The sequence below is a fragment of the Sulfitobacter sp. HI0027 genome (genome assembly GCF_001634775.1).
Taxonomy (GTDB): Bacteria; Pseudomonadota; Alphaproteobacteria; order Rhodobacterales; family Rhodobacteraceae; genus Sulfitobacter.
In genome coordinates this window covers 26,401-46,424 of the sequence record NZ_LWER01000035.1, presented here as the reverse complement: position 1 = coordinate 46,424, position 20,024 = coordinate 26,401, and the positions used below count along the sequence as shown (strand labels likewise).

Sequence of the window (20,024 nt, the reverse complement as noted above, 5' to 3'; positions counted from 1 at the left end):
CTTTGCCCTGCGCGTCGCGGAACCGGACCTCATGCGTGCCACTGGATTGCACTTCAGCCATCACTTTGGCAATGGTCGTTCCGCCATTCTCCGCCAAACGGTCGACGCAGCTACGCACGAGGAACCCCGTCCCGAGCTCTTCGGCCAGGCAGTAGAGTTCATAGATGTCGCTTTCCCGATCACCGATATGCACACAGCGCTCAGGTGCCCCAGTTAATTCGGTGGACAGGCGCAAATTGTCGAGCCAACGCATGCTTTCCTTCTCTTCAATAGGCACACGGGTCGGGTTGATCTTGCGTTTAAGAGCGGCGGTCCCCTTGAACTTGCTCCGCGACCAGAATTTCGCTGCTGTCAGACCGAGCGGCAGTCCATCCGGCGTAATGGCCATGCTGGCATGCATCAGGAGGCCACAAACGGCATGTTTTTGAAATCGGCCCTCTTTCATTTTACGTCCAGTGGATATCTTCGTAAACCCGACCTTCTCCGGAGCGGACCGTTTGAAGGTGAATTCCGTGGTGTCCTGTAAGATCAGGATAGGACCGTTGGTGGCCTCGAAGCGCAAGCCAGTGGCGGCGAAATGACCCTCAAGAATCTTGTCTTCGCTGACATTCTCATTTGAAAAGAAACGGTATGCCGCCTTGGTGTTCGACCAGTCTTGGAACGCCGTGGGCAGCGATTTTCCCGGACGACCTCCAAGGGTCGCGAGCATTGCTTCAAGCCGCCGGTTCAATCGAACATCTCCCAGATCACATCTGGCAGTTTCCGTCCCCACCCAATTCTGTCCCATATCTGCACCTCATTCATTCGGTGCCACATGACGAATCATGCTCGGGGCTGCGCGGGCAAGAGCAAGACTGATGGGTGAATCAATTCGTCGCACCAAACTTATGGGTAACTGCAAGGTCCAGGCAACGCTTACAGATAGTCCATGTGCAGCTACGAAGAACGACTGGGCGCGGTTAAGCTTTATATAGAGTTCGGCAAGCGCGCGAAGGCCACCATCCGTGAGTTAAAGCCGTCATCCGCAGCAATGGGCATTAAGGACCTCAGTGGGCCAATCGCTACAGGTGTTTCTGGGAACGGGAAAGGCAGCTTAACACTTTCCTGGTTTGGCCAGCAAAGCGTGGTGTGAAACCGTATTGGCAATAGTGTTAACCAGGCGCCGTCCGGCGCGATGTTTCACGGCTCAAAGCATGGACCGATCTCGTGATCTATGTACTCGACAACACTGCTGCCGATCTCGTGGGGCTGGAAGACACTCTGAAATGAGTTGAACGACCAGCCTTTCAGCGTCAGCTGGTCGATGCGGTGGACTGCAGTCGCCGCGCGTTAATGGTTGGCAATTCTGTGGGGAAGCTTACGGCTTGGAAAGCCCATATGTGCTGCTGACTGTATCGAACCCGGTAACTCGGTAGCCTGCGGCAAATGCGGTGGTCATCTCGTCGCGAACGCGCTGCCTTTCGGCAATCGCGCGGTTAAGATCAACCGCAAGCAAGGCATCCAGATCCTTTGGGATTGCGATGTGCAGTGGGTAGCAATGCATTCTCATTTCCGAGCGTGGGCCTTCAGCTCCGTGTGCCACCCGCTTATTGTCCAGTGCCCACTCCGCCACGATACGGTCTGAGGCCACACCAGCATTAATGCCCTCCATTTTTCCGTAGTAATCTGGCAGGTAGACTTTGGCCGTAGCACCAAGTCGCGCGATGTTGAGATTAGCATTGATGCGGCGCAGAGGGTCGAAGGTCCAACGGACGGAAGTAATCCCGCGCGCCAGACACCAATCGCGTTGATACCATTTCAGCCGTGCGCCCAGCCCCATCCCCCGGCTGTCGGGGTGGACGGCGAGGCGGTGTGAATGCTGAACCTGCGGATCCTTGGTGGGAAACCCAAAGAGAAACCCGAGCATCCGCCCTTCGGCAAAGGCACCGGCGACCAATCCGCCTTCGTGCTGGATCGCAAGCATGAGATCGGAATTGTCCGCTGGATCATCGGCGCCCCAAACGCTGCGCTGGAAATCCTCAGCGTGTTTGAGTTCCACCACGCCGTCGAGTTCACGCAGTTCAACCTCGGTATTCACGGCAGTCATGGGCGGATCATCTCACTATGGCTGGTGACGGATTTCATGTAGTCCCGGTCTAGGGTTACCCCGATCCCCGCGCCATTGTTTGGCACCGGCATTTCGCCGTTGGCGGCCTCAAGCGGCTCATTCACGATGTCGCGTTTGAAATAGCGGCTGGCGCTGGAGGTATCCCCCGGCTTAGTGAAATTGGCGAGGGTGGCGAGGTGGATATTATGCGCCCGGCCAATCCCGGCCTCCAGCATCCCGCCACACCAGACCGGCACACCGAAGGCGGCGCTGACGTCATGGATTGCACGGGCAGCGGCAAAGCCGCCAACGCGGCCAACCTTGATATTGATGACCCGCGCCGCCCGCATCTCAAGCGCCTTGCGGGCATCTCCAGCGTTGCGGATGCTCTCATCAAGGCAGATCGCCGTTTTCAGCGCCGCCTGCACCTGCGCATGGTCGTGGATATCGTCGAAGGCCAGCGGCTGTTCGATATAGTCGAGGTCAAATTCGTCAAACCGCCGCAGCAAGGCTAGGTCTTCGAGCCCGTAATCGGTATTGGCGTCGACCGTCAGCTTGATGTCGGGGTAGCGCGCGCGCACCGCGTCGAGCAGGGCCACGTCATGACCCTTGGCGATCTTCAATTTGGTGCGTTTATAGCCCGCTGCCTGCGCCTCAGCGATCCGTTCGAGGGTGAGCTCAACGCTGCCGATGCCAATGCTCACGCCCACATCCACCGCACCGCGCACCCCGCCGAGTGCCGCTTTGAGCGGAATGCCGAGGCTCTTTGCCCAGAGATCCCAAAAAGCCATCTCCACCACAGCTTTGGCCATCCGATTGCCGCGCCAAGGGGCAAGGATCGGCTCCAACTCATAGGGCGAGGCGAAGCGTTTGCCGACGATCCGTGGCAGCAGGACATCTTGCAGAAAGGCCATGGCGGCAGGGATCGTTTCTTCAAGATAGTCGGGGATTTGGTCCATCACCGCTTCGGCGATGCCCTCGATCCCCTCGCCTTTGAGCACCAGCAGTGGGAAGGTCTTGTCGGTCAATGTTTGGTTGGAGATCACGAAGGGGGTGATCAGCGGCAGGCTGACGATATGCAGCTCAGCCGCTTCGATCAGGATGCCGCCGCCGGCAAATGCGGGGTTTGTATTGTGCTGTGACATGGAAACTCGCTGGATCAATAAGGGCAGGGCGTTACTTCACATTCGCGATGAAACGCTGAAAGACTTCGGTTTGCGGATTGGTGAACATCTGCTCAGGGGTGCCGCGTTCGGCGATGCGGCCCTCGTGCAAGAACACCACGTCGGAGGAGACATCGCGGGCGAATGCCATCTCATGGGTGACGACGATCATCGTGCGCCCCTCGGCGGCGAGCGACTGCATGACCTTTAGCACCTCGCCCACCAATTCGGGGTCAAGCGCGCTGGTCGGCTCATCGAACAAGATCGCATCCGGCTCCATCGCCAGCGCCCGCGCAATGGCCACGCGCTGCTGCTGGCCACCGGACAGCTGGGAAGGATACATGTCCATCCGGTCCTGTAGTCCGACCCGTTCCAAGAGTGCCTGGGCAGCGGTGCGGGCGATCGCTTTGGGCGTGCCCTTCACTTGCACCGGGCCTTCCATCACGTTGTCCAAGGCGGTGCGGTGGCTCCACAGGTTGAACTGTTGAAACACCATGCCCAAGCGGCTGCGCACCGTTTCGATATGACGGGCGTTCAGGGGCTTGCCATCGCGCACCTGAATTTCTTCCCCATGCACGATGACCGTGCCAGTAGTCGGGGTCTCGAGGAAATTTAGACAGCGCAGAAAGGTGCTTTTGCCGGAGCCGGATGAGCCGAGGATCGAGATCACATCGCCCTCCCGCGCTTCGAGCGAGATGCCCTTGAGCACCTCCACAGCGCCGAAGGATTTGCTGATATCTTCGGCTTTCAGGATAATGTCGGCCTCGCTCATGGCTTTGGTCCTTCCGGGGGAGAGAGTATAGAGCGGCCCGTGTTGCGCGGACCGATGTGGCGGCTGAGGCGTGTCTCACCCTGTCGCCAGAGCAGCACAAAGATCGCGGTGATGCAGAGGTAAATCAGCGCGGCCCAGAGATAGATCGAGAAGTCGAAACTGCGCGAGAAGATCTGCCGCGTGCGGCCCATGATGTCGAAGACGGTGACAACGCTGGCCAGTGCGCTGGCCTTCATGAGCAGGATGATTTCATTGCCAAGCGCCGGCCATGCAATGCGGTATGCATGAGGGAAAGTCACCCGGCGCAGGATTTGCAGGCTGGTCATGCCGATAGCCTTGGCGGCCTCAATCTCTCCGCGTGCCACGCCCATGATGCCGCCGCGCAGGATCTCTGTCTGATAGGCTGTAGAGTTCAGTGCAAAGGCCAAGAGCGCGCAATTGAACGGATCACGGAAAAACCCCCAGAGGCCCCATTCCTGCAAGAATGGGCGGAACTGGCCGGAGCCGTAGTAGATCAAGAACAATTGCCCCAAGATCGGCGTGCCGCGCATGAAGGAGATATAGAGCCGTAGGGGAGCCTGCGCGACGGGCCCCGTATTGGCGCGGATCAGGGCAAGGCCGGGGGAGAAGAGGGCCGCAATGAAGGCGCCCAGAAAGGTCAGCTTGAGGGTCATCAAAGTGCCATCAAGCAGGCGCGGCCAATATTCCACCATGATGTCAAACGGGTTCATCTCAGACCCTCCGAATGCCGCGATTGGCGCGGCGTTCCATATGGGCCAAGACTACTTCCGAAAGGACGCAGAGCACCCAGTAGATCAGGCAGGCCAGCAGGTAGAAAGTGAAGGGCTGCTTGGTCACGCCAACGGCGACTTTGGTCATGCGCATCAGGTCGTCCAGCGCGATGATCGACACCAGCGCCGTGTCTTTCAGCATGTTGATCCATAGGTTTCCAAGACCGGGCAGCGCAAAGCGCCAGACCTGTGGCAGACGGATGCGAAAGAAGATTTTGCGCGGTGACATGCCGATTGCCCGGCCCGCTTCCATCTGCCCTTCGTCGAGCGATTGGAAGGCGCCGCGCAGCACTTCGCCCGCGAAGGCGCCAAAGACCATTGCAAGCGCCGTCACCCCGGCAGCAAAGGGGCTGAACTCAATATTCGTGCCGCCCGGCTTCCACCAGACGGCCAGTTTGTTCAGCAAAAGCCCGACGCCGTTGTAAACCACAAAGAGCGTTAGGATCTCAGGCAGGCCGCGCATGATCGTGGTGTAGCCGAAACCGATCGCCCGCAGCCCCGTATGGCGCGACATGGAGGCAAATGCCGCGACAAAGCCGATCAGCAGACCGATGGGCAGCGTCACGATGGCAAGCTGCATCGTGATCGCCAAACCCGCGAGGATCTCATCCCCCCAGCCGGCATCGCCGTAAGAGAGCAACTCAAACATGCAGGATTTCCAACTGGGGGGACGCTGTCATCATTTCATCGTGTAGACGTCGATGTCGAAATACTTGTCGTTGATGGTTTTGTAGGTGCCATCAGCGCGCATTTCGGCCAGAGCGGCGTTAAGCTTTTCACGCAACTCGTCGTCTTCCTGACGCAGCGCGATACCCACGCCTTCACCGACAAAGGCCGGATCGGTGATCGGATCGCCAGCCAACTCGCAGCAGGCGCCGTCTTCGGTCTTTTTGGTCCAGTCCAGCATCGGCAGCATGTCACCGACCTGCATGTCGATCCGGCCACTGGCCATGTCGAGGTTGACCTCATCCTGCGTTGGATACAGCCGCACATCCGCATCCGGGTAGGTCGCTTCGATATAGTCGGCCTGCGTTGTGCCAGACTGCGCGCCAATAACTTTGTCGGCGAGGGCTTCATTGGTGAATTCGGTGATGTCAGAGCCCTTGGGCACGACATTTGTCATCGCGGCCAGATAATAGGGATCGGTGAAATCCACCTGCTTCTTGCGCTCTTCGGTGATGAACATCGACGCAATGATGAAATCGTATTTATTCGCCAGCAGCCCCGGAATGATTCCATCCCAATCCTGTGCGACGACTTCGCATTCTTCGCCGATCCGCTTGCAAAGCTCCTGACCGATCTCGACATCGAAACCGGCGATCTTGCCGTCCGCTTCGATGTAGTTGAACGGGGGGTAAGCGCCTTCAGTCCCCAAGCGCAATGTCTCGGCAAAAGCGCCGGTAGAAAAGCTGGCGGCAACGGCCAGCGTCGAAAGCGCCGTGGCCAGTTTGAGTTTAGGTGTCATCGTGTTCACTCCTGTTGGGTTTTTCTGTGTCATTTTTCCGTTTGGCACCCTGTCGCGCAGGGTGGTCGACATGGCCGGTAAAGCGACCATAGAGATGGGCAATCCGGTTGAGCCTGCCCTCCACCTCGGAACCAAGCTGTAGAAAAACGCTGTGGATCAGCAGGTTGGACAGGCTCGCCATCTGGGCTGTCGAATCCCAGAATTGGTTGAACTGCGTGGGCACCGCGAACACCTGACCCGCCGCCTCATGGCCCCAGTCACAAAAGACATCTGTAATAAGTGTAACCGTCACCCCCGCCGCGCGGGCCTCTTCAGCGAGGCTTTTGGACAAGACTGAATAGCGCCGCGCCTCAAAAATCACGAGATGGGCAGGGCGGTCGGTCAACAAGACCTCGGCGAAGTTCCCAGCCGCGAGGTCAAGCAACGTGACGCCGTCGCGGACATATTGCATTTGGTTGGCGAAATACTGGGCAAGACCACGTTCCGTCTGAAAACCGGCAACGAAAACATGTGCAGTCTGCGCCAATCGCTCTGCTTCTTGCTGCCATTCGGGGCTGCTGGCCATTTCATAGATGCCGACGAGTGCCGCGATCTCGAGCTGCAGGCCGTGATTGAGCTGAGCGCTGTCTACATTGCCACCCTTACGCATTTCTTGAAGCCGTTCAGACATCAACCAAGGGTCATCGCCCATATCGTGCTTGAGGTGATCCTTCAGGTCGCGAAAGCTATCATAGCCGATTGAACGGCAGAACCGCCCGACGGTGGCTTCGCTCACCTTTACCGACCGTGCGATGCTGGCGGCGGTCTCAAAAGGCAAGCCTGCCCAAGAATCCAGCATGTAGCGGGCCAAAAGGCGGTCTGCTTTGGTCCCTTCTTCAAAGACACCTCCTAGCTGAGCTCTGATTGAGGTTTGCAACGGGGCCTCCGAAATTCTCATTACACCGAGAATGAAAGTAATCTTTCAAACTGTCAACGATGATATATTCCGCTCATCGATGCTGTGTTTCGGGGCGAGTTTGCGTGGCTTAACACTTGATTGAGGGTGGTGGTGAAGGCTTAGTCGTATGGATCGGCTGAGGGGCGGGGAAAAGCGCTCGCGCCGTATTTGGAACAGCTAAGCCCCTTGCAGTAATAGGGATCAAACATCCTCTGCGATTTGCATAACAGCCCAACTACACATGCTAAGAGCCGTTTGCAGCCCTAAGGCACCTTTCGACATGGAGTGCGGGTTGGTGATCGCTTCGCTATCCGGTCGGCACGATGGCTTTGCGAGTAGGCATATCTAAACGCGGCACTTCGCGGATTTCGCCCCATTGGTCTGGGCGACAGGGCTATGCAGTTCCGGGGGGCATCTAACGCTCAGAGGTCAGTCGCTTCAAAGCGTTAATCAGATCTCTCTCGCGATGTGTCAACGGAACAGGCTTTCTTGACATCATCTGCAAGATAGACGGGGCCGAAATTTCTACCACCTGGCGCAAAGCGCGAAATCCCAGCGTTTCTAAGCTTGCGTGCGATCAACCGGCTATCCATCTTCTCGCGGATCGACAGCAGTTTAGGCGTCGTGAACTTCGCGTGGAATGCCGAAATATCGGCATCGGTCACGTATAGCCCATGGCGGCGGGTTAGCGGATTAAAGAGCTTAGTTGCCTTGATGTGACCTGCATTGAAAAGAGCGGTCAGCGCGCCGCTGTTATGTAGCCCTATCTCTTTTGCAAATGCACCCAAGTTTCTGAGTTCCGGCGGCTTTTCTTGCAATTTGTTTATATCGCTTTGCCGTACGCAAATGGCAGCATATCCAACGAGGCCATCTTTCAGTGCGACTTTGATCACTCCTTCTCGTGCCGCATCGATGGCGTGGGCAATATCCACGCGCGCACGTGCGGCGGCAACACCCAAAGGCAGCCAGTCCGCGTCAGTACCTTTTACGGTGACGGCATCTTTAGTCAGATCGCCGAGCAGAGCGTCGGCGTCAGCAATATCCCATTGCAGTTTCGAAACCGATTGAGGCACTGCCGGTTCGAGAACTTTCTTATCTACAAGGATCTCGAACTGACCCACAGAGACACCGAGTTGTTGCCTCATACTCTTCGCCACGACGAGACGCCTTGCTCGAGCAAAAGCCGGCTGCGCAAGCTTTGCATCGAAGGTTAGGCGGGCGTCAGGTCGATTATCCTCGGGATCCACAATGCCGAAATGCTCTAGCATTCGTCGCGTAGTTTTCGCGGACCTGCCAAGCTCATCTGCCGCAGTAAGGACAGAGTAAAGCCTTGGCGCCGATAGAGACTTTCCCAGAATGGGTTCGTCTGCCGGTACGGCCCAAGTTTGGAATATGACCTCACGCAGGATATCGCGATATGGATCACACCTTGTATCGTTTGCCATGTCGTGTGCCAGCCAACGGTAAAGTCGGCCGAAAGCCCTTTTTGGACTGAACTGCGGTCCTTCCGCTGTGCTCGCTAGCTCTAGTAGAATTTGGGACAGTCCATCCGGACCGGCGCGCGCACAATCGAATCCCAAAGCCCTCGCAGGTCGGCCATCATCTGTTCCACCCGATTTGGCCCTTACCATTTCGCCACCTAGCAGTTGGCAGAACCGAGCAGCCGTATCGGTAGGCTGCGTAGCGAGCCATGTCGGGTCTGCGCCAGAAGAAAGCCGGTCATCCAGCCACTGGTCATAGCTTGAGATTTGATGGCGTGGCCGGTCCAAACCTCCTGATATGACGTCATCCGCAATACTATGAAGGTGTGTGGCGAAATCATATCGTGCCAATGGCGATGCGATTTTCCAGAGCGGAACAAGAGGCTGGCTATGGCGCAGGCAAACTTCCACGTACCGCACCTGCCAGTCTCCCCGCATGACCATTTGACTCTGAGGCGCTGCGGGGCAAGATTTTAGATCTTCCCTAAGACAGGCCGGACAACCTCTGACTACAGGATTGATGAGGGCGCGAGATACGAACTCCTCCCCCCTAAAACAGACCTGAACACCGGCTGTGGGCTGCGGCGTCCAAGACAACATTTCTTGTATCTCCTGACCTGGGAGGTCAAAGATCTTGGCGATAGCTTTTGTCTGACGATCATCGAACTTGATCAGTTTTTTGAGAGACAAACCCAATTCATTGCAGAAGCCAGAAAGCGATATGCCCCGCATGCCCGCTGTGCGCGACACGAACGATACAATTCCTTCACGAGGTTGAGGCTTAGGTTTTGCAACGATCGAAGTAGGCAGCGTACGTATCCTTTGGCTGTGCTTGCTAAGTCTAGCGTCCTCAGTTGGTCAACCTCTTACACTAAGCGCCTGGGTCTGAAATTTCTACGTTTGGCATCAGGCGAGTCGGCAGGCAGAGGCAGGTCAACGGTTGCGCTCTATTTAGCGTATTCAGTTGCGCCTGTCGGCTGTGATATCGCTCACCCATGACTTCTGGCTTATTCGAAAGCTACACATTAGAACGGATACACTGGGTTTCACTGTATCTAGGACTGCCTTCGGTCGGTCTCGACACCACCTTTCCGACTGAGGCGGCTTGCGAAGCTCGGTTGTATCAGGTCCGGTGGCCAGATGGACCGGTGTGCCCAAGGTGCTTCCACCAAAATGTAAATTTTTTGGATCTGCGAAAACTCCAGGTCTGCCGAAAATGTAAGAAGCAGTTCAGCCTGAAATCAGGGACCGACCTGCACGGGAGCCATCGGGGCCTGAAATTCTATTTCGGGCTCGCCGAAGAGATTATCCAATATCGGCAACGCAACGACATGCCCACTTTGCGTATGCTCCAAGACAAGCATGGCATGGCCTATGCGACTGCCATAAAACTTCGGTCTAAATTATCCGCGGACTTGGCGAAGTTTCATGGCGGCCTGCTTGGGCGCTGCATCTGCGTTAATTTTCCACGCCTACCCCAAGATATGGTGTTTGGGACTGATACTCACCTGCTACTTTTGGAACGCGAGATGCAGCGGCGCCGCTGGCGAGAGCTTGGAATTGAGTAAAGTAGATACTCCGTCCACAGCTTAACGCTGTCGCGAGCTTTCATTCATGAAAATCAAATCCTAATTCACCTTCATAAGGCGCAGGGAAAGCTGGGCCGAGTGATGAAGATGACGGCCATGACAGACGGGGATATGGCATTCTGGCTTGCGATTTTCGAAGGAATGAAAGAAAGCTAATGTGTTGTAATAAAATAATATTTGCCTCGAATCGCTTAGGCATGAACGGTTCCTGCCTAACCGCAGCCTGCGGTTGGAAAACAAATGAAAGTCTGTTCCCGCGCGATCATGCGCACCGGAAATTGCACCGCTAGAATTGGGCTGTTGGCCGCGTAATTTTGCCTAGGAAGAACTTCAAAAAGTTCAGGCGACTGCGATCAAACCCCGTAAATCTTAACTTAAAACCTCACTCGCATGAGCGAATGAGAACGGAGAAGTCATGCCGTATCCTCTCGAATGGGACACATCGACAGGCGAGCAGAAAAAAATGCCCGCACTGAAAGTGAATCGGATCCACGGTATCTGGGCCTACGATGGTTATCGCAATCCGCTGACCCGCAGCAGCTCGGCTTCCCGCGTGTCCATGACGTTCGCAACGCCCGCCACGAAAGGACAGCGCAAAGTTTACCACTTTGACGGTCAGCGCGAAATGGCGGTCGGGATCGAAGCGCTCCTTTCGCCCGATCTCTATGGTCTTGAGGTGCAGCTTCCGCCAGTCAACTATCGCATCCGTAAAGGCAAGCTAAGAGAGCATAGCTTCGATCTGCGCATTACTTTCAGGGACGGCTTTAGGCGTGCAGTGTATGTCCGCTATAGTGACAGCCTCGCAGGAGAGAAGACCAAGGAAGAGATCAAGGCGATTTTCGAAGCCACTCCGGCCTGCTTTGCGGACGACAAAAGGGTCGTAAATGGCGATCGCTACACGCGCGCCTACCGGGACAATCTTCTTCGTATCTACAGGGCGACTGAGATCGTTGATCAAGAAGCCGACGCACATGTCCTCGACCGTGCTCGCAGGGGTGGGTATTGGCTGATGCGCGAACTTTTTGCCCAGTGCGAAGTAACCTCGGCGCGTGCGTTCAACGCAGTTCTTCGGCATGTTGGGCAAGGGGTAATCAAGGCGAATCTGCATGCTGTTATCTGCGAATACTCCCGGATCTGGCTCGCCTAATGTCTGCTGCCGTAAAATACAGGATCCCACAAGGCTCCGAATTGGTGCTGGAGCGGCGGCGCTGGCGTGTGGTCGGCAAAGAGGCCGACGGATATGCCGTGGAGGGTTTCGAGGACGGTGAATGTATGGTTTTGCCGTTTCAGCGGATCAATGATGCCCTGACTGTTGGAGACGGCAAGGTCATTACGCCAGTGATGGCCGAGCGCCGCAAAGCGCTTCGCGCCTATACAGGCGGTTTTGAGAAGGTTTCGCAGCTTACTGAGGATGAGCAGCGCGATGTGCATGCGCGCCTAGGGCTCGTACACGCTATGGAAGCCTTGGAAGCTGAGGGTAAGAAACTTACCCAACGGTATCTTAGCCGGCGAGATGTTCGGCAGCGCCTTCGTGACATGGCAAAAACGCTAACCAATAACCCGCATCTTCTTCACGGCGCATACATCGGGAGTGCAAAGCGCCCGCACTCCTTACCCACAGGCCGCGTACTTCAAGAAATGCGCAACACTTTTATCAGGTTCTGGCGCGAGCCGGTTGTCTTGATGCGCAGGCATCACCGGAAAGGCCCGCCAGAAGATAAAAGGGAACGTCTGTGCCCCATGCACGAGCGTTTTGTCGATTATGTCATGAACCTCTACTTCAAAAAAGAGCAGCCGAAGCTTGCGCGGCTTTATGAGGGTGCGACAGACGAGTTCAAGCTTTCGGAACATGACATTTTGTGGGGCTTCAAATTTCCGTCGATCACTACGATCCGCACACGGCTGAGCCAGGAATCCCCTGCGACGAAAGAAGTGGGACGCAACGGAAAACGTCACGCGCAGAACAAGTTTGGCGCAGGAACAACGGACGTTCGCGCTCTGAAATACGGCGAGACCTGTCCAACTGATCAATACCTCTTGTCAATCTTCACCGACGCGAAGGGCAACGTTAGGGTCAAAAGGATCGATCGTACGAAAGCGCAGGACCCACTTGAGGAAGGGGAAATTAGACGGCTCTGGTTGTTCTTCATGCTAGATTTGGCCACGAGAATGCCTCTGGCTTGGCTCCTTGCTGAATCGGCTGATGGGGACCATCAGGAAAAACTTCTCCGCATGGCATTGCGGGATAAATTCCGCGAAAAGGTCCGTTATGGTTGTAACCGGGAGCCAGCACCGCCGGTAAGCTTGGCGCTGGTAAAGTCTGACAACGGCACGGCCACGCGTAACGCGAATATTTACGCGAGCCAGCTCGGGCTTGGCACTGCGGTCATGACCGGCCGGGCATACAATTCCACTGACAATGCCTATGTGGAACGGATGTTTGGGACGCTACAGTGGAAGGTCCTGAACTTCTTGCCCGGCTATACCGGTAGTAGGCCGGGCGAATTGAACGGTTATGACGGCAAAAAGAATGCGGAGATCACGCCTGACGCCCTGATGGGGATCATCACCCGGTATTTTATCAATGAGTATCCTTACACACCGCACAATGGGACCGGCATGTTCGGTGCAACCCCTTGGCAGAAGTTCGAAGAGGTTTCCGCTCGGACCAACGGTATCGAACCGCCCGATCCAGAACAGTTGCGTTTACATCTGGGCGTGGAAGGACAAGCATCTACAACATCCGAAGGTATCAAGATCTTTTGCATCCCTTACAACTCCTCGGCCCTGCAATCGTTCGCGGGGGGCGCAAGCAAGAAATGTACGGTATTGCTAAATCCGGATGACCTTCGTCATGTCACCGTCCTGCCTCAGGGAGAGAAAGAAAAGATTATCGCTAATTTGTCGATGACAATCTTCGCAGATTTGACATTGGACGAAGTTATGGCTGTGAAGCGCTCCGCGATTGAGGCGAACCCAGAATTGCGCTCTCTGCTTAGAGAGCATCTTGCTGAAGCGCGTCAGCGCAGGGTCCGTGAGTCTGGGTTTTTCCCAGATTCCAATTTGCCGTCCTCTTACGCCACAATCGACAAGATCCGCCAAGATGCAGCCGAAATGGCCCATGTGGAACTGGCGCCCTTGTCCCGGTCGATGGAGACATCAGGACCAGGAAACATCATGGAACGCTCTGGTCATTCGGGTCCGTGCCACGCTGTGCCAGCCCCGGCAGAGGAACCGACGGATCCACCGCCTGAAACTTCTTCCACGGAGGCAGAAGCGCCGCCGGTGTCCAAGGACTTCGAGGAGTTGGAGGCCAACACTAAGCCCATGTTCAGTCCCATCACGGAGAGTAAGGTATGAGCAAGTTCATCGTCGAGGCGTATCGGGATGCTGCCGCCAATACGGCCAGCAAGGTATATCCCTTGGTACGTGCTGCAAAACTGAAGGCTGACTTCGCCCGGGTCTTCAGCGCTCATTTGGGGCATTTGATCGGTGGGGGCGCTTCGAAACTGAAGGGCTTCTCGTGACCGGACCTTCCGGCACTGGTAAGACCACTGAAATCGGTGCGCTGATCTGCCAGTTCAACGCGGACAAGATCGTGCTTCCCGATGGATCGCGGGCGCGTTTTGCAGAGTGCGTTCTGAAAGGGATCGGGACCTGGAAGGATCTCGGCAAGGCGACCGCCAAGGCCATTGGCTATCCGCTGAGCACTAAGGCGAGGCTGACGCAGAGTGAAATCTGGGACATTGTCGTTCGGGAGGCCAAGCTCGCCGGTATCATCGGCATTCATTTTGACGAAGCGCAACATATCTTTCGCGAGAAGAGTGATGCAGACCGGTTCGCGGTTCTCGACTCCTTCAAGACTTTGATGAAATCACATGACTGGCCCTTGATGCTGATCTTTTCAGGTGTTCCTGACCTGAACGACTACATCGAGATGGAGCCTCAGCTCCATCGGATGCTTCACCGCATTCGTTTCAACGATATCAATATCCCGGACGACTACCGGACAATTCATGAAATCGTGGGCAGCTACGCACTTAGGGCGGAAATGAACGTTGACCCTGACCTAATGTCGCAGGACTTTTTCGACCGCTTGGTCGCAGCTTCGGCTTATCGATGGGGGCTCTTAATAGAGGTAACAGAAGGTGCGGTCGGGGAAGCGGCGGTCACCGTAGCGAACACCCTGATGCGGGATCATTTTACGGATTGGTGGGTAGGAAAAACCGAGGTCTCAAGGGTGGCAACTCCGTTCACCCACAGTGGTTACAAGACGCTGTACCGGAAAGATCATCCCTTCAAGAAGGCCCTTGCCGACTAGCTTCGTTTTGATCTGATGATTAAGGCTTCAAAGCCCGCCTCTCTGAGGCGGGCTTTGTCGTGCGATAGGACAGCCCAGCGACCATCGAAAAAATCCAAAAAAGTTTGCGCAGACTATCGGTTCCTTGCGCAGACTATGTCTTTTTGATTCGTTTTTATGGCGGCGTAATCTATTGATATATCGTTTATATATGGCATCAGGCCTTTCGGAATTTTTTCACTTTGCGCAAACATCCACTTTCGTTGGCAATGCCAACATCTGCCCCATTCACCCCGTTGTTGCTTGAAATCCCCAACCGGTCTGTCAGATTGCGCGGGATATAATCAGGAATGGCAGAGGCTTTGATGAAAACAGGAACTTTTGTGATCGGGGCGGCCTTGCTGGCTGTTGCCGGATGTACGGTGCCCGCGACCGCGCCACAGGGCGGGTCGGCACGGGTGGGCAATCTGCCAGAGTCGGTGGTGCGCCTTGCCGCGCCGAACCAAGACCTGTCCACGGCGCGTTTGCTGCCCGAAGATGGCTGCTATTGGTATCAGCACAGCGGTCCGGTTGAGACGGCGATGGTACCGCTGCGGGCGGTGGGCGGCAATCCGATCTGCACCAAACGCCAAGCCTAATGAGAGCGGGGACCGCCTGTTCGCGGTCCCCGTCCTGCGTCGCGGCTTAGCTGCGCGCGACGACGCTTTCTTCTGCCGAATAGAGATAGGCCGTCGAGCCGGTCCGCACATTCGGGTAGAGTTGGTTAATATGCGCCATAATCATCCGCACACAGCCAGAGCTGGCCCGCCCACCAATGCTGCGCGGCTCGGGTGTGCCGTGGATGCGCAGATAGGTGTCACGGTTGCCTTCGAATAGATAAAGCGCCCGCGAACCGAGGGGGTTCTCAGGGCCGGGGGGCACGCCGTCTTCGAGGCCCGCGTAAAGCTCGGGATCGCGCTTGATCATGTTTTGAGTGGGGGTCCAATGCGGCCATTCCACCTTGCGCTTGATCGTATAGGTGCCCGGCTCATAAAGGTTGCCGCGCGCAATCGCCACGCCATAGCGCATCGCGGTGCCGCCTTCTTCGATATGGTAGACATAGCGCGCCACGGCATCAACGTGGACATCACCGACGCGCAGATTGTCGTTCGCTACAACCCGCTGAGGCAGGAAACGCGGGTGGACGCCCCAAGGGTTGCTGGTCGCCGGGTCAAACCCTGTCGGGGTGATCCGCGCGTCCCATGCGGCTTTCTCCGCTTCGCTGGGGCGGGTGCGTGCCATCAAAGGAGTGGCAATCGCGCCGGAAAAAAGCGCTGTGGTGGTCTGGATGAAATGACGTCTTGTCAGCATGTGGTCGCTCCGTGGTTGACCTCTCTGCGCAGGGCAGGGTCGTATGCGTGTATGAAAGACTAACGGCCTTTCCCCGCCGGAGGTTCAAGGAAGAAGGCCGTTGTTAAAGAGAATGTGATCTAAAACACACGGTTTTCACGAAAACAGGGGCGCGCAGGGGGGCGCGCGCCCCGAAGGCACTGGGGGTGAGGGTGGGGTTGGCGGTGCCCGCTCAGCCACGGCCCCGGTAGGGCGGCACGCCCTGATCGGGGATCCAGACGCCTTCGGGCAGGGGGCCGGTCTGCCAGAACACATCGATGGGAATGCCGCCGCGCGGATACCAATAGCCGCCGATCCGCAGCCATTGCGGATCAAGGAAATCGGCCAAGCGGCGCGCGATGGAGACCGTGCAATCCTCATGGAAAGCGCCGTGATTGCGGAACGAGGTCAGGAAGAGTTTGAGCGATTTGGATTCCACCAGCCACGGGCCGGGCACATAGTCGATCACCAGGTGGGCAAAGTCCGGCTGGCCGGTCATCGGACAGAGCGAGGTGAACTCGGGCGCGGTGAAACGGACGTTATAGGCCACATCGGCCTGCGGGTTCGGCACCCGCTCCAACTCGGCCTCTTCGGGGCTGGCGGGAATGCGGGTCTCACCGCCGAGTTGTTTGAGATTGCTGTAGATGTCTTCGGACATAGGTGTCTCCATCGGTCAGACGCCGCGCTTGTTGCCCCAGATCAGGACATGAAGCTGCGGCAGGATGCGGGGGGCGAACCAGTGATCGGTCATGGCAAGGTCGGTCAGCCAACCCAGACGGTCGGCCAGCGCCTGCGGGTCAACGGGCGTGGCGGGGTCGACCTCGGGATTGCCGGGCTGGAGGTAGAGCGGGATATCGGGATGATGCGCATGCACTTCGCGGGCCCAGTGGTAGTCGATCTCATCGAAGATCACGATCTTCATCACCTGTTGGCGCGCCTGAGCGCCGAAGGCCCGGCAGGCGTCGAAGGCATCCCAATCGACAGTCTCACCGCTTGAGGGCGGTTTGGGAGAGAGCACCAGCGTATCAAGATCGGCAAACCACGGGCGCGCGATGGAGCCTTGGGTCTCGCAGGCGAAACGGTATCCCGCGGCCTGCCCCATCCGGATCAGCGGACCGAAATCCTGAATTGCCGGGTTGCCACCGGAAAGGGAGACGGTCAGCGGTTGATCCTTGGAGAGTTTGCGGATCCGGCGCCAGATATCCTCGGTCGACATGGGGGCCCAGCTATGGCGGTATTGGCTGTCGACGGCGTGCAGACTGTCGCACCAGCTACACCGATAGTCACAGCCGCCCGCGCGAACGAATACCGTCGGCTCCCCGATCAGCGCGCCTTCGCCCTGAATGGTGGGGCCGAAAATCTCGGCTATGCGCAGGCTCATGGTCGGTATTCCGCCCATGTCTTGGGGGTCTCGCTGACCAGCACCGCGCAGGTTTCCGGCCAACGCGCTGCGCACCAATCGTGGAAGTGCTTTGCCATATTCTCGGCCGTGGAGGGGCCGTCGAGAACATCGTTCAGATGCCGGTGGTCAAAGTGATCGTCGATATAGGTCTTCAGCGGCTTCAGGTCGTGATAATCGCGCACGAAACCGTCGGCATTGAGCGTCTCGGCGGCCAGTTCGACCACGATGATATAGTTGTGCCCATGCAGCCGCGCGCATTGGTGGTCGTCGGGCAGGTGGGTCAACTGGTGGCTGGCGGAGAAGTGGAATTCCTTGCGAATACGGAACATCAGCCTTCCCCTCGTGTGGCGAGTGCCGTGGTCCAATAGTCCGGGTCGGCATAGACCGTCGGGTCGGTGACCTCGGCCAAATGAAAGGCTTCGCGCCGCTCGACACAGGTGCCGCAGCGCCCGCAATGGACCGCGCCGCCTTTGTAGCAAGACCACGTCTCGGCGAAAGGCGTGGCATGGCGCGCGCCTTGGCGGACGATCTCGGCCTTGCTTTGCTCGACGAAAGGCGTGTGCAGGCGCACATCGGCATAGCCGTCGAGTGCGGCCTGCTGCATTGCGTCGAAGGCGCGGGTGAAACCGGGGCGGCAGTCGGGATAGATGAAGTGGTCGCCACCATGCACGGCGGTCGCCACGGCCTCATCGCCCTGTGCTGCTGCGATGCCAAAGCCGATCGACAGCATGATCGCATTGCGGTTTGGCACGACGGTGATCTTCATCGTGTCTTCGGCGTAATGCCCATCGGGCACGTCGATATCATCGGTCAGTGCGGAGCCTGACAGCGCAGCACCAATCCCGCGCATGTCAATCAGGTGGAACGGCACGCCCAGCCGCTTGGCGGCGGCTTCGGCGAAGTCGACCTCCTTGCGGTGGCGTTGACCATAGTCAAAAGAGACAAGCCGGGTGAGGTGATGCTCAGCGGCGATGATATGCGCAAGCGACACGGAATCGAGTCCGCCTGAGCAGATGACAAGTGTTTTCATTCTGGGGCCCTTGTTTTGATGTCCGGGTAGGCTGCGACCGGATGGCGGGGCTTATTTCAGAATTTTCACAGATTGCAAGCCTTCCGGGCAGCGGCGCCGGGTCGCAGGCATAGGGCAGGAGGGGCGCGGTCGGAGCCCGTTAAAATAAGGGATTTGGCCTTAACGATTAAACCTAAGTTAACTTTAGCCAAGTCCGAATCCGCGCTAAGGTGAGGATATGTTGAAAAGCAGCCAAAGCGTCACGCTTGACGCCAGCCATTATGAATTGATCGAGGCGATGACCGACGAAGTGGTCATCCTTGACGCCACCGGCGAGATTGTCGCGGTAAATATGGCGTGGAAGATCTTTTGCGAAGAGAACGGCGGGGACGCCGGGTCGCATTATGTCGGGGCCAATTACTTTGACATCTGCAAAGCGGCGGTGATGGATTCCGTGGTGCAGGCGGAAACCGTTCTGGACGGGCTGCGACAGGCATTGAGAACCGGTGCCGCCTTTGAGGGGGAATACCCCTGTGATGGGCCGGGCGTGCGGCGCTGGTTTCAGCTGAACGCCAACCGCATGACAATCCAAGGCGCGCCCTGTCTGCTTTTGCAGCACCGCAATGTCACCACGCGCCGCATGGCCCATGACGATATCGAGCGTGCCCATGTGCGTGCTGAAACCTTTGCCGCCCTCGTCGCCACCACGGGCGAAGCGATCCTGACCTATGATATGGATGGCCGTATCATCAGCTGGAACCCCGCCGCCGAGCGGCTTTATGGCTATACCGAAGAGGAGGCATTGGGCCGGTCGGTCGAGCTTTTGTATCCGCCGGATTGGCCGACACGGGTGCTTGAATATCGCGATCAGATTATGGCGGGTAAGCTGCGCCAGTTCGATGCGGTGCGGGTCGCCAAGGACGGCACCGAGCGGCATGTCACAATCGCCTGCACGCCCATCCGGACGCTGTCGGGGGATATCGTTTCGATCTCGAACATCCACCACGATGTGACCGCGACGCGCAAAGCCGAAGAGGTGCGCGATCTTGTCTCGCGGGAGGTCATCCACCGCGCCAAGAACATGCTGTCTTTGGTGACGGCGATGCAGCGACAGACGGCGAGTTCGGCGGCTTCTCTGGCGGAGTTCAACAAATCCTTCGGGGACCGTATTCAGGCGCTGGCCCGCTCAACCGATTTGCTGGTCGATGGTGGATGGTCCTCCGTGGACCTTGCACAACTGGTCCGGGCGCAATTGGACCCCTTTTTGCATCTGCAAGGCAAGGGGGTGGATGTGGCAGGCCCCACCGTCGCTTTGGGGCCGCAGGCATTGCAGCTGATCGGCATGGCGCTGCACGAACTGGCGACGAATTCTACCAAATACGGTGTGATGAGTGGCGGGGGCGGCGATATCCGGTGCCATTGGTCGCACACCGAACAGGGCGGTCTGCGCTTCCAGTGGGTCGAGACCGGCATCACATTTGATCCCTCCGCCAAAAAAGCGTCCGGCTTTGGCAGCAAGGTGCTTTCCGTATTGGCCCCCGCCATGGTCGATGGCTCGGCGGATACGGTGACCAGTGAAGACGCACTGACCTGGACCGTGACGATCCCCGCCGCGCATCTTGGCAAGGTGACCTGAAGGTCACGAAACCTTACGCCTCGGG

22 protein-coding genes and 1 pseudogene are annotated in these 20,024 nt (G+C 57.4%); 8 read left to right on the top strand and 15 right to left on the bottom strand.

Annotated elements, in window-relative coordinates; translation table 11 throughout:
- Positions 1-787 (bottom strand): IS4/Tn5 family transposase DNA-binding protein (locus tag A3722_RS02410; RefSeq protein WP_150120405.1); only part of this gene is annotated, 787 nt, incomplete at its 3' end.
- Positions 788-928: 141 nt separating this feature from the next.
- Here A3722_RS02410 and A3722_RS02405 point away from each other — a divergent pair.
- Positions 929-1,132, top strand: coding sequence for a hypothetical protein (locus tag A3722_RS02405; RefSeq protein ID WP_067624176.1), 204 nt, complete (start codon positions 929-931; stop codon positions 1,130-1,132).
- A 225-nt stretch (positions 1,133-1,357) separates the two neighbouring features.
- On the opposite strand, the gene A3722_RS02400 is transcribed toward A3722_RS02405, so the two are convergent.
- From A3722_RS02400 to A3722_RS25245, 9 genes and pseudogenes are all read right to left on the bottom strand, one after another.
- Positions 1,358-2,086: a GNAT family N-acetyltransferase gene (locus tag A3722_RS02400; protein ID WP_067624179.1), complete on the bottom strand. Its 729-nt coding sequence runs from the start codon at positions 2,084-2,086 to the stop codon at positions 1,358-1,360.
- Positions 2,083-3,231: an o-succinylbenzoate synthase gene (gene menC / locus A3722_RS02395; protein ID WP_067624181.1), complete on the bottom strand. Its 1,149-nt coding sequence runs from the start codon at positions 3,229-3,231 to the stop codon at positions 2,083-2,085. The genes A3722_RS02400 and menC overlap by 4 nt, the downstream gene beginning before the upstream one ends.
- A gap of 31 nt (positions 3,232-3,262) precedes the next feature.
- Entirely contained in the window at positions 3,263-4,021 is a 759-nt protein-coding gene (locus A3722_RS02390; RefSeq protein ID WP_067624184.1) for an ABC transporter ATP-binding protein, read from the bottom strand.
- Positions 4,018-4,752: an ABC transporter permease gene (locus tag A3722_RS02385; RefSeq protein ID WP_067624187.1), complete on the bottom strand. Its 735-nt coding sequence runs from the start codon at positions 4,750-4,752 to the stop codon at positions 4,018-4,020. Before A3722_RS02385 ends, A3722_RS02390 begins: the two co-directional genes overlap by 4 nt.
- Before the next feature lies 1 nt (position 4,753).
- A complete protein-coding gene (locus A3722_RS02380) occupies positions 4,754-5,461 on the bottom strand; it encodes an ABC transporter permease (protein WP_067624190.1) in 708 nt (235 codons plus the stop codon).
- A 30-nt stretch (positions 5,462-5,491) separates the two neighbouring features.
- On the bottom strand, positions 5,492-6,277 hold the full coding sequence (locus tag A3722_RS02375) for an ABC transporter substrate-binding protein (RefSeq protein WP_067624193.1): 786 nt from the start codon (positions 6,275-6,277) through the stop codon (positions 5,492-5,494).
- Positions 6,267-7,214 (bottom strand): MurR/RpiR family transcriptional regulator, encoded by a 948-nt coding sequence (locus A3722_RS02370; RefSeq protein ID WP_443068597.1) that lies wholly within the window; start codon positions 7,212-7,214, stop codon positions 6,267-6,269. Before A3722_RS02370 ends, A3722_RS02375 begins: the two co-directional genes overlap by 11 nt.
- A gap of 446 nt (positions 7,215-7,660) precedes the next feature.
- Positions 7,661-8,659 (bottom strand): hypothetical protein, encoded by a 999-nt coding sequence (locus A3722_RS24670; RefSeq protein ID WP_236627328.1) that lies wholly within the window; start codon positions 8,657-8,659, stop codon positions 7,661-7,663.
- Positions 8,660-9,085: 426 nt separating this feature from the next.
- Positions 9,086-9,493, bottom strand: a pseudogene (locus A3722_RS25245) (TniQ family protein); the annotation flags it as partial.
- 197 nt (positions 9,494-9,690) lie between these two features.
- Here A3722_RS25245 and A3722_RS25240 point away from each other — a divergent pair.
- The 6 genes from A3722_RS25240 (at position 9,691) to A3722_RS02340 (ending at position 15,222) form a co-directional block, all read left to right on the top strand.
- Entirely contained in the window at positions 9,691-10,263 is a 573-nt protein-coding gene (locus A3722_RS25240; protein WP_082849323.1) for a transposase, read from the top strand.
- Positions 10,264-10,699: 436 nt separating this feature from the next.
- Positions 10,700-11,431: a hypothetical protein gene (locus A3722_RS02355; protein WP_067624203.1), complete on the top strand. Its 732-nt coding sequence runs from the start codon at positions 10,700-10,702 to the stop codon at positions 11,429-11,431.
- Positions 11,431-13,644: a transposase gene (locus A3722_RS02350; protein ID WP_067624209.1), complete on the top strand. Its 2,214-nt coding sequence runs from the start codon at positions 11,431-11,433 to the stop codon at positions 13,642-13,644. The genes A3722_RS02355 and A3722_RS02350 overlap by 1 nt, the downstream gene beginning before the upstream one ends.
- Positions 13,641-13,811: a hypothetical protein gene (locus A3722_RS24665; RefSeq protein WP_236627327.1), complete on the top strand. Its 171-nt coding sequence runs from the start codon at positions 13,641-13,643 to the stop codon at positions 13,809-13,811. Before A3722_RS02350 ends, A3722_RS24665 begins: the two co-directional genes overlap by 4 nt.
- Positions 13,808-14,605 (top strand): ATP-binding protein, encoded by a 798-nt coding sequence (locus A3722_RS02345; RefSeq protein WP_236627326.1) that lies wholly within the window; start codon positions 13,808-13,810, stop codon positions 14,603-14,605. Before A3722_RS24665 ends, A3722_RS02345 begins: the two co-directional genes overlap by 4 nt.
- Before the next feature lie 344 nt (positions 14,606-14,949).
- On the top strand, positions 14,950-15,222 hold the full coding sequence (locus A3722_RS02340) for a hypothetical protein (RefSeq protein WP_067624232.1): 273 nt from the start codon (positions 14,950-14,952) through the stop codon (positions 15,220-15,222).
- A 46-nt stretch (positions 15,223-15,268) separates the two neighbouring features.
- Here A3722_RS02340 and A3722_RS02335 read toward each other — a convergent pair whose 3' ends face one another.
- From A3722_RS02335 to queC, 5 genes are all read right to left on the bottom strand, one after another.
- Positions 15,269-15,934, bottom strand: a complete 666-nt coding sequence (locus A3722_RS02335) for a L,D-transpeptidase (protein ID WP_067624211.1) — start codon at positions 15,932-15,934, stop codon at positions 15,269-15,271.
- Between the two features lie 211 nt (positions 15,935-16,145).
- Positions 16,146-16,610, bottom strand: coding sequence for a preQ(1) synthase (gene queF / locus A3722_RS02330; protein ID WP_067624216.1), 465 nt, complete (start codon positions 16,608-16,610; stop codon positions 16,146-16,148).
- 15 nt (positions 16,611-16,625) lie between these two features.
- The gene (queE, locus tag A3722_RS02325) at positions 16,626-17,333 is read right to left on the bottom strand and encodes a 7-carboxy-7-deazaguanine synthase QueE (protein WP_067624221.1); all 708 of its coding nucleotides are present in this window, start codon (positions 17,331-17,333) and stop codon (positions 16,626-16,628) included.
- Positions 17,330-17,683 carry a 6-carboxytetrahydropterin synthase QueD gene (gene queD / locus A3722_RS02320; RefSeq protein WP_067624225.1) on the bottom strand — a complete coding sequence of 118 codons (354 nt, stop codon included), beginning with the start codon at positions 17,681-17,683 and terminating at the stop codon, positions 17,330-17,332. Before queD ends, queE begins: the two co-directional genes overlap by 4 nt.
- Positions 17,683-18,384 carry a 7-cyano-7-deazaguanine synthase QueC gene (queC, locus tag A3722_RS02315; RefSeq protein ID WP_067915890.1) on the bottom strand — a complete coding sequence of 234 codons (702 nt, stop codon included), beginning with the start codon at positions 18,382-18,384 and terminating at the stop codon, positions 17,683-17,685. The genes queD and queC overlap by 1 nt, the downstream gene beginning before the upstream one ends.
- 217 nt (positions 18,385-18,601) lie before the next feature.
- Here queC and A3722_RS02310 point away from each other — a divergent pair, with 217 nt between their 5' ends.
- Entirely contained in the window at positions 18,602-19,999 is a 1,398-nt protein-coding gene (locus tag A3722_RS02310; protein WP_067631079.1) for a sensor histidine kinase, read from the top strand.
- Positions 20,000-20,024 lie beyond the last annotated feature (25 nt).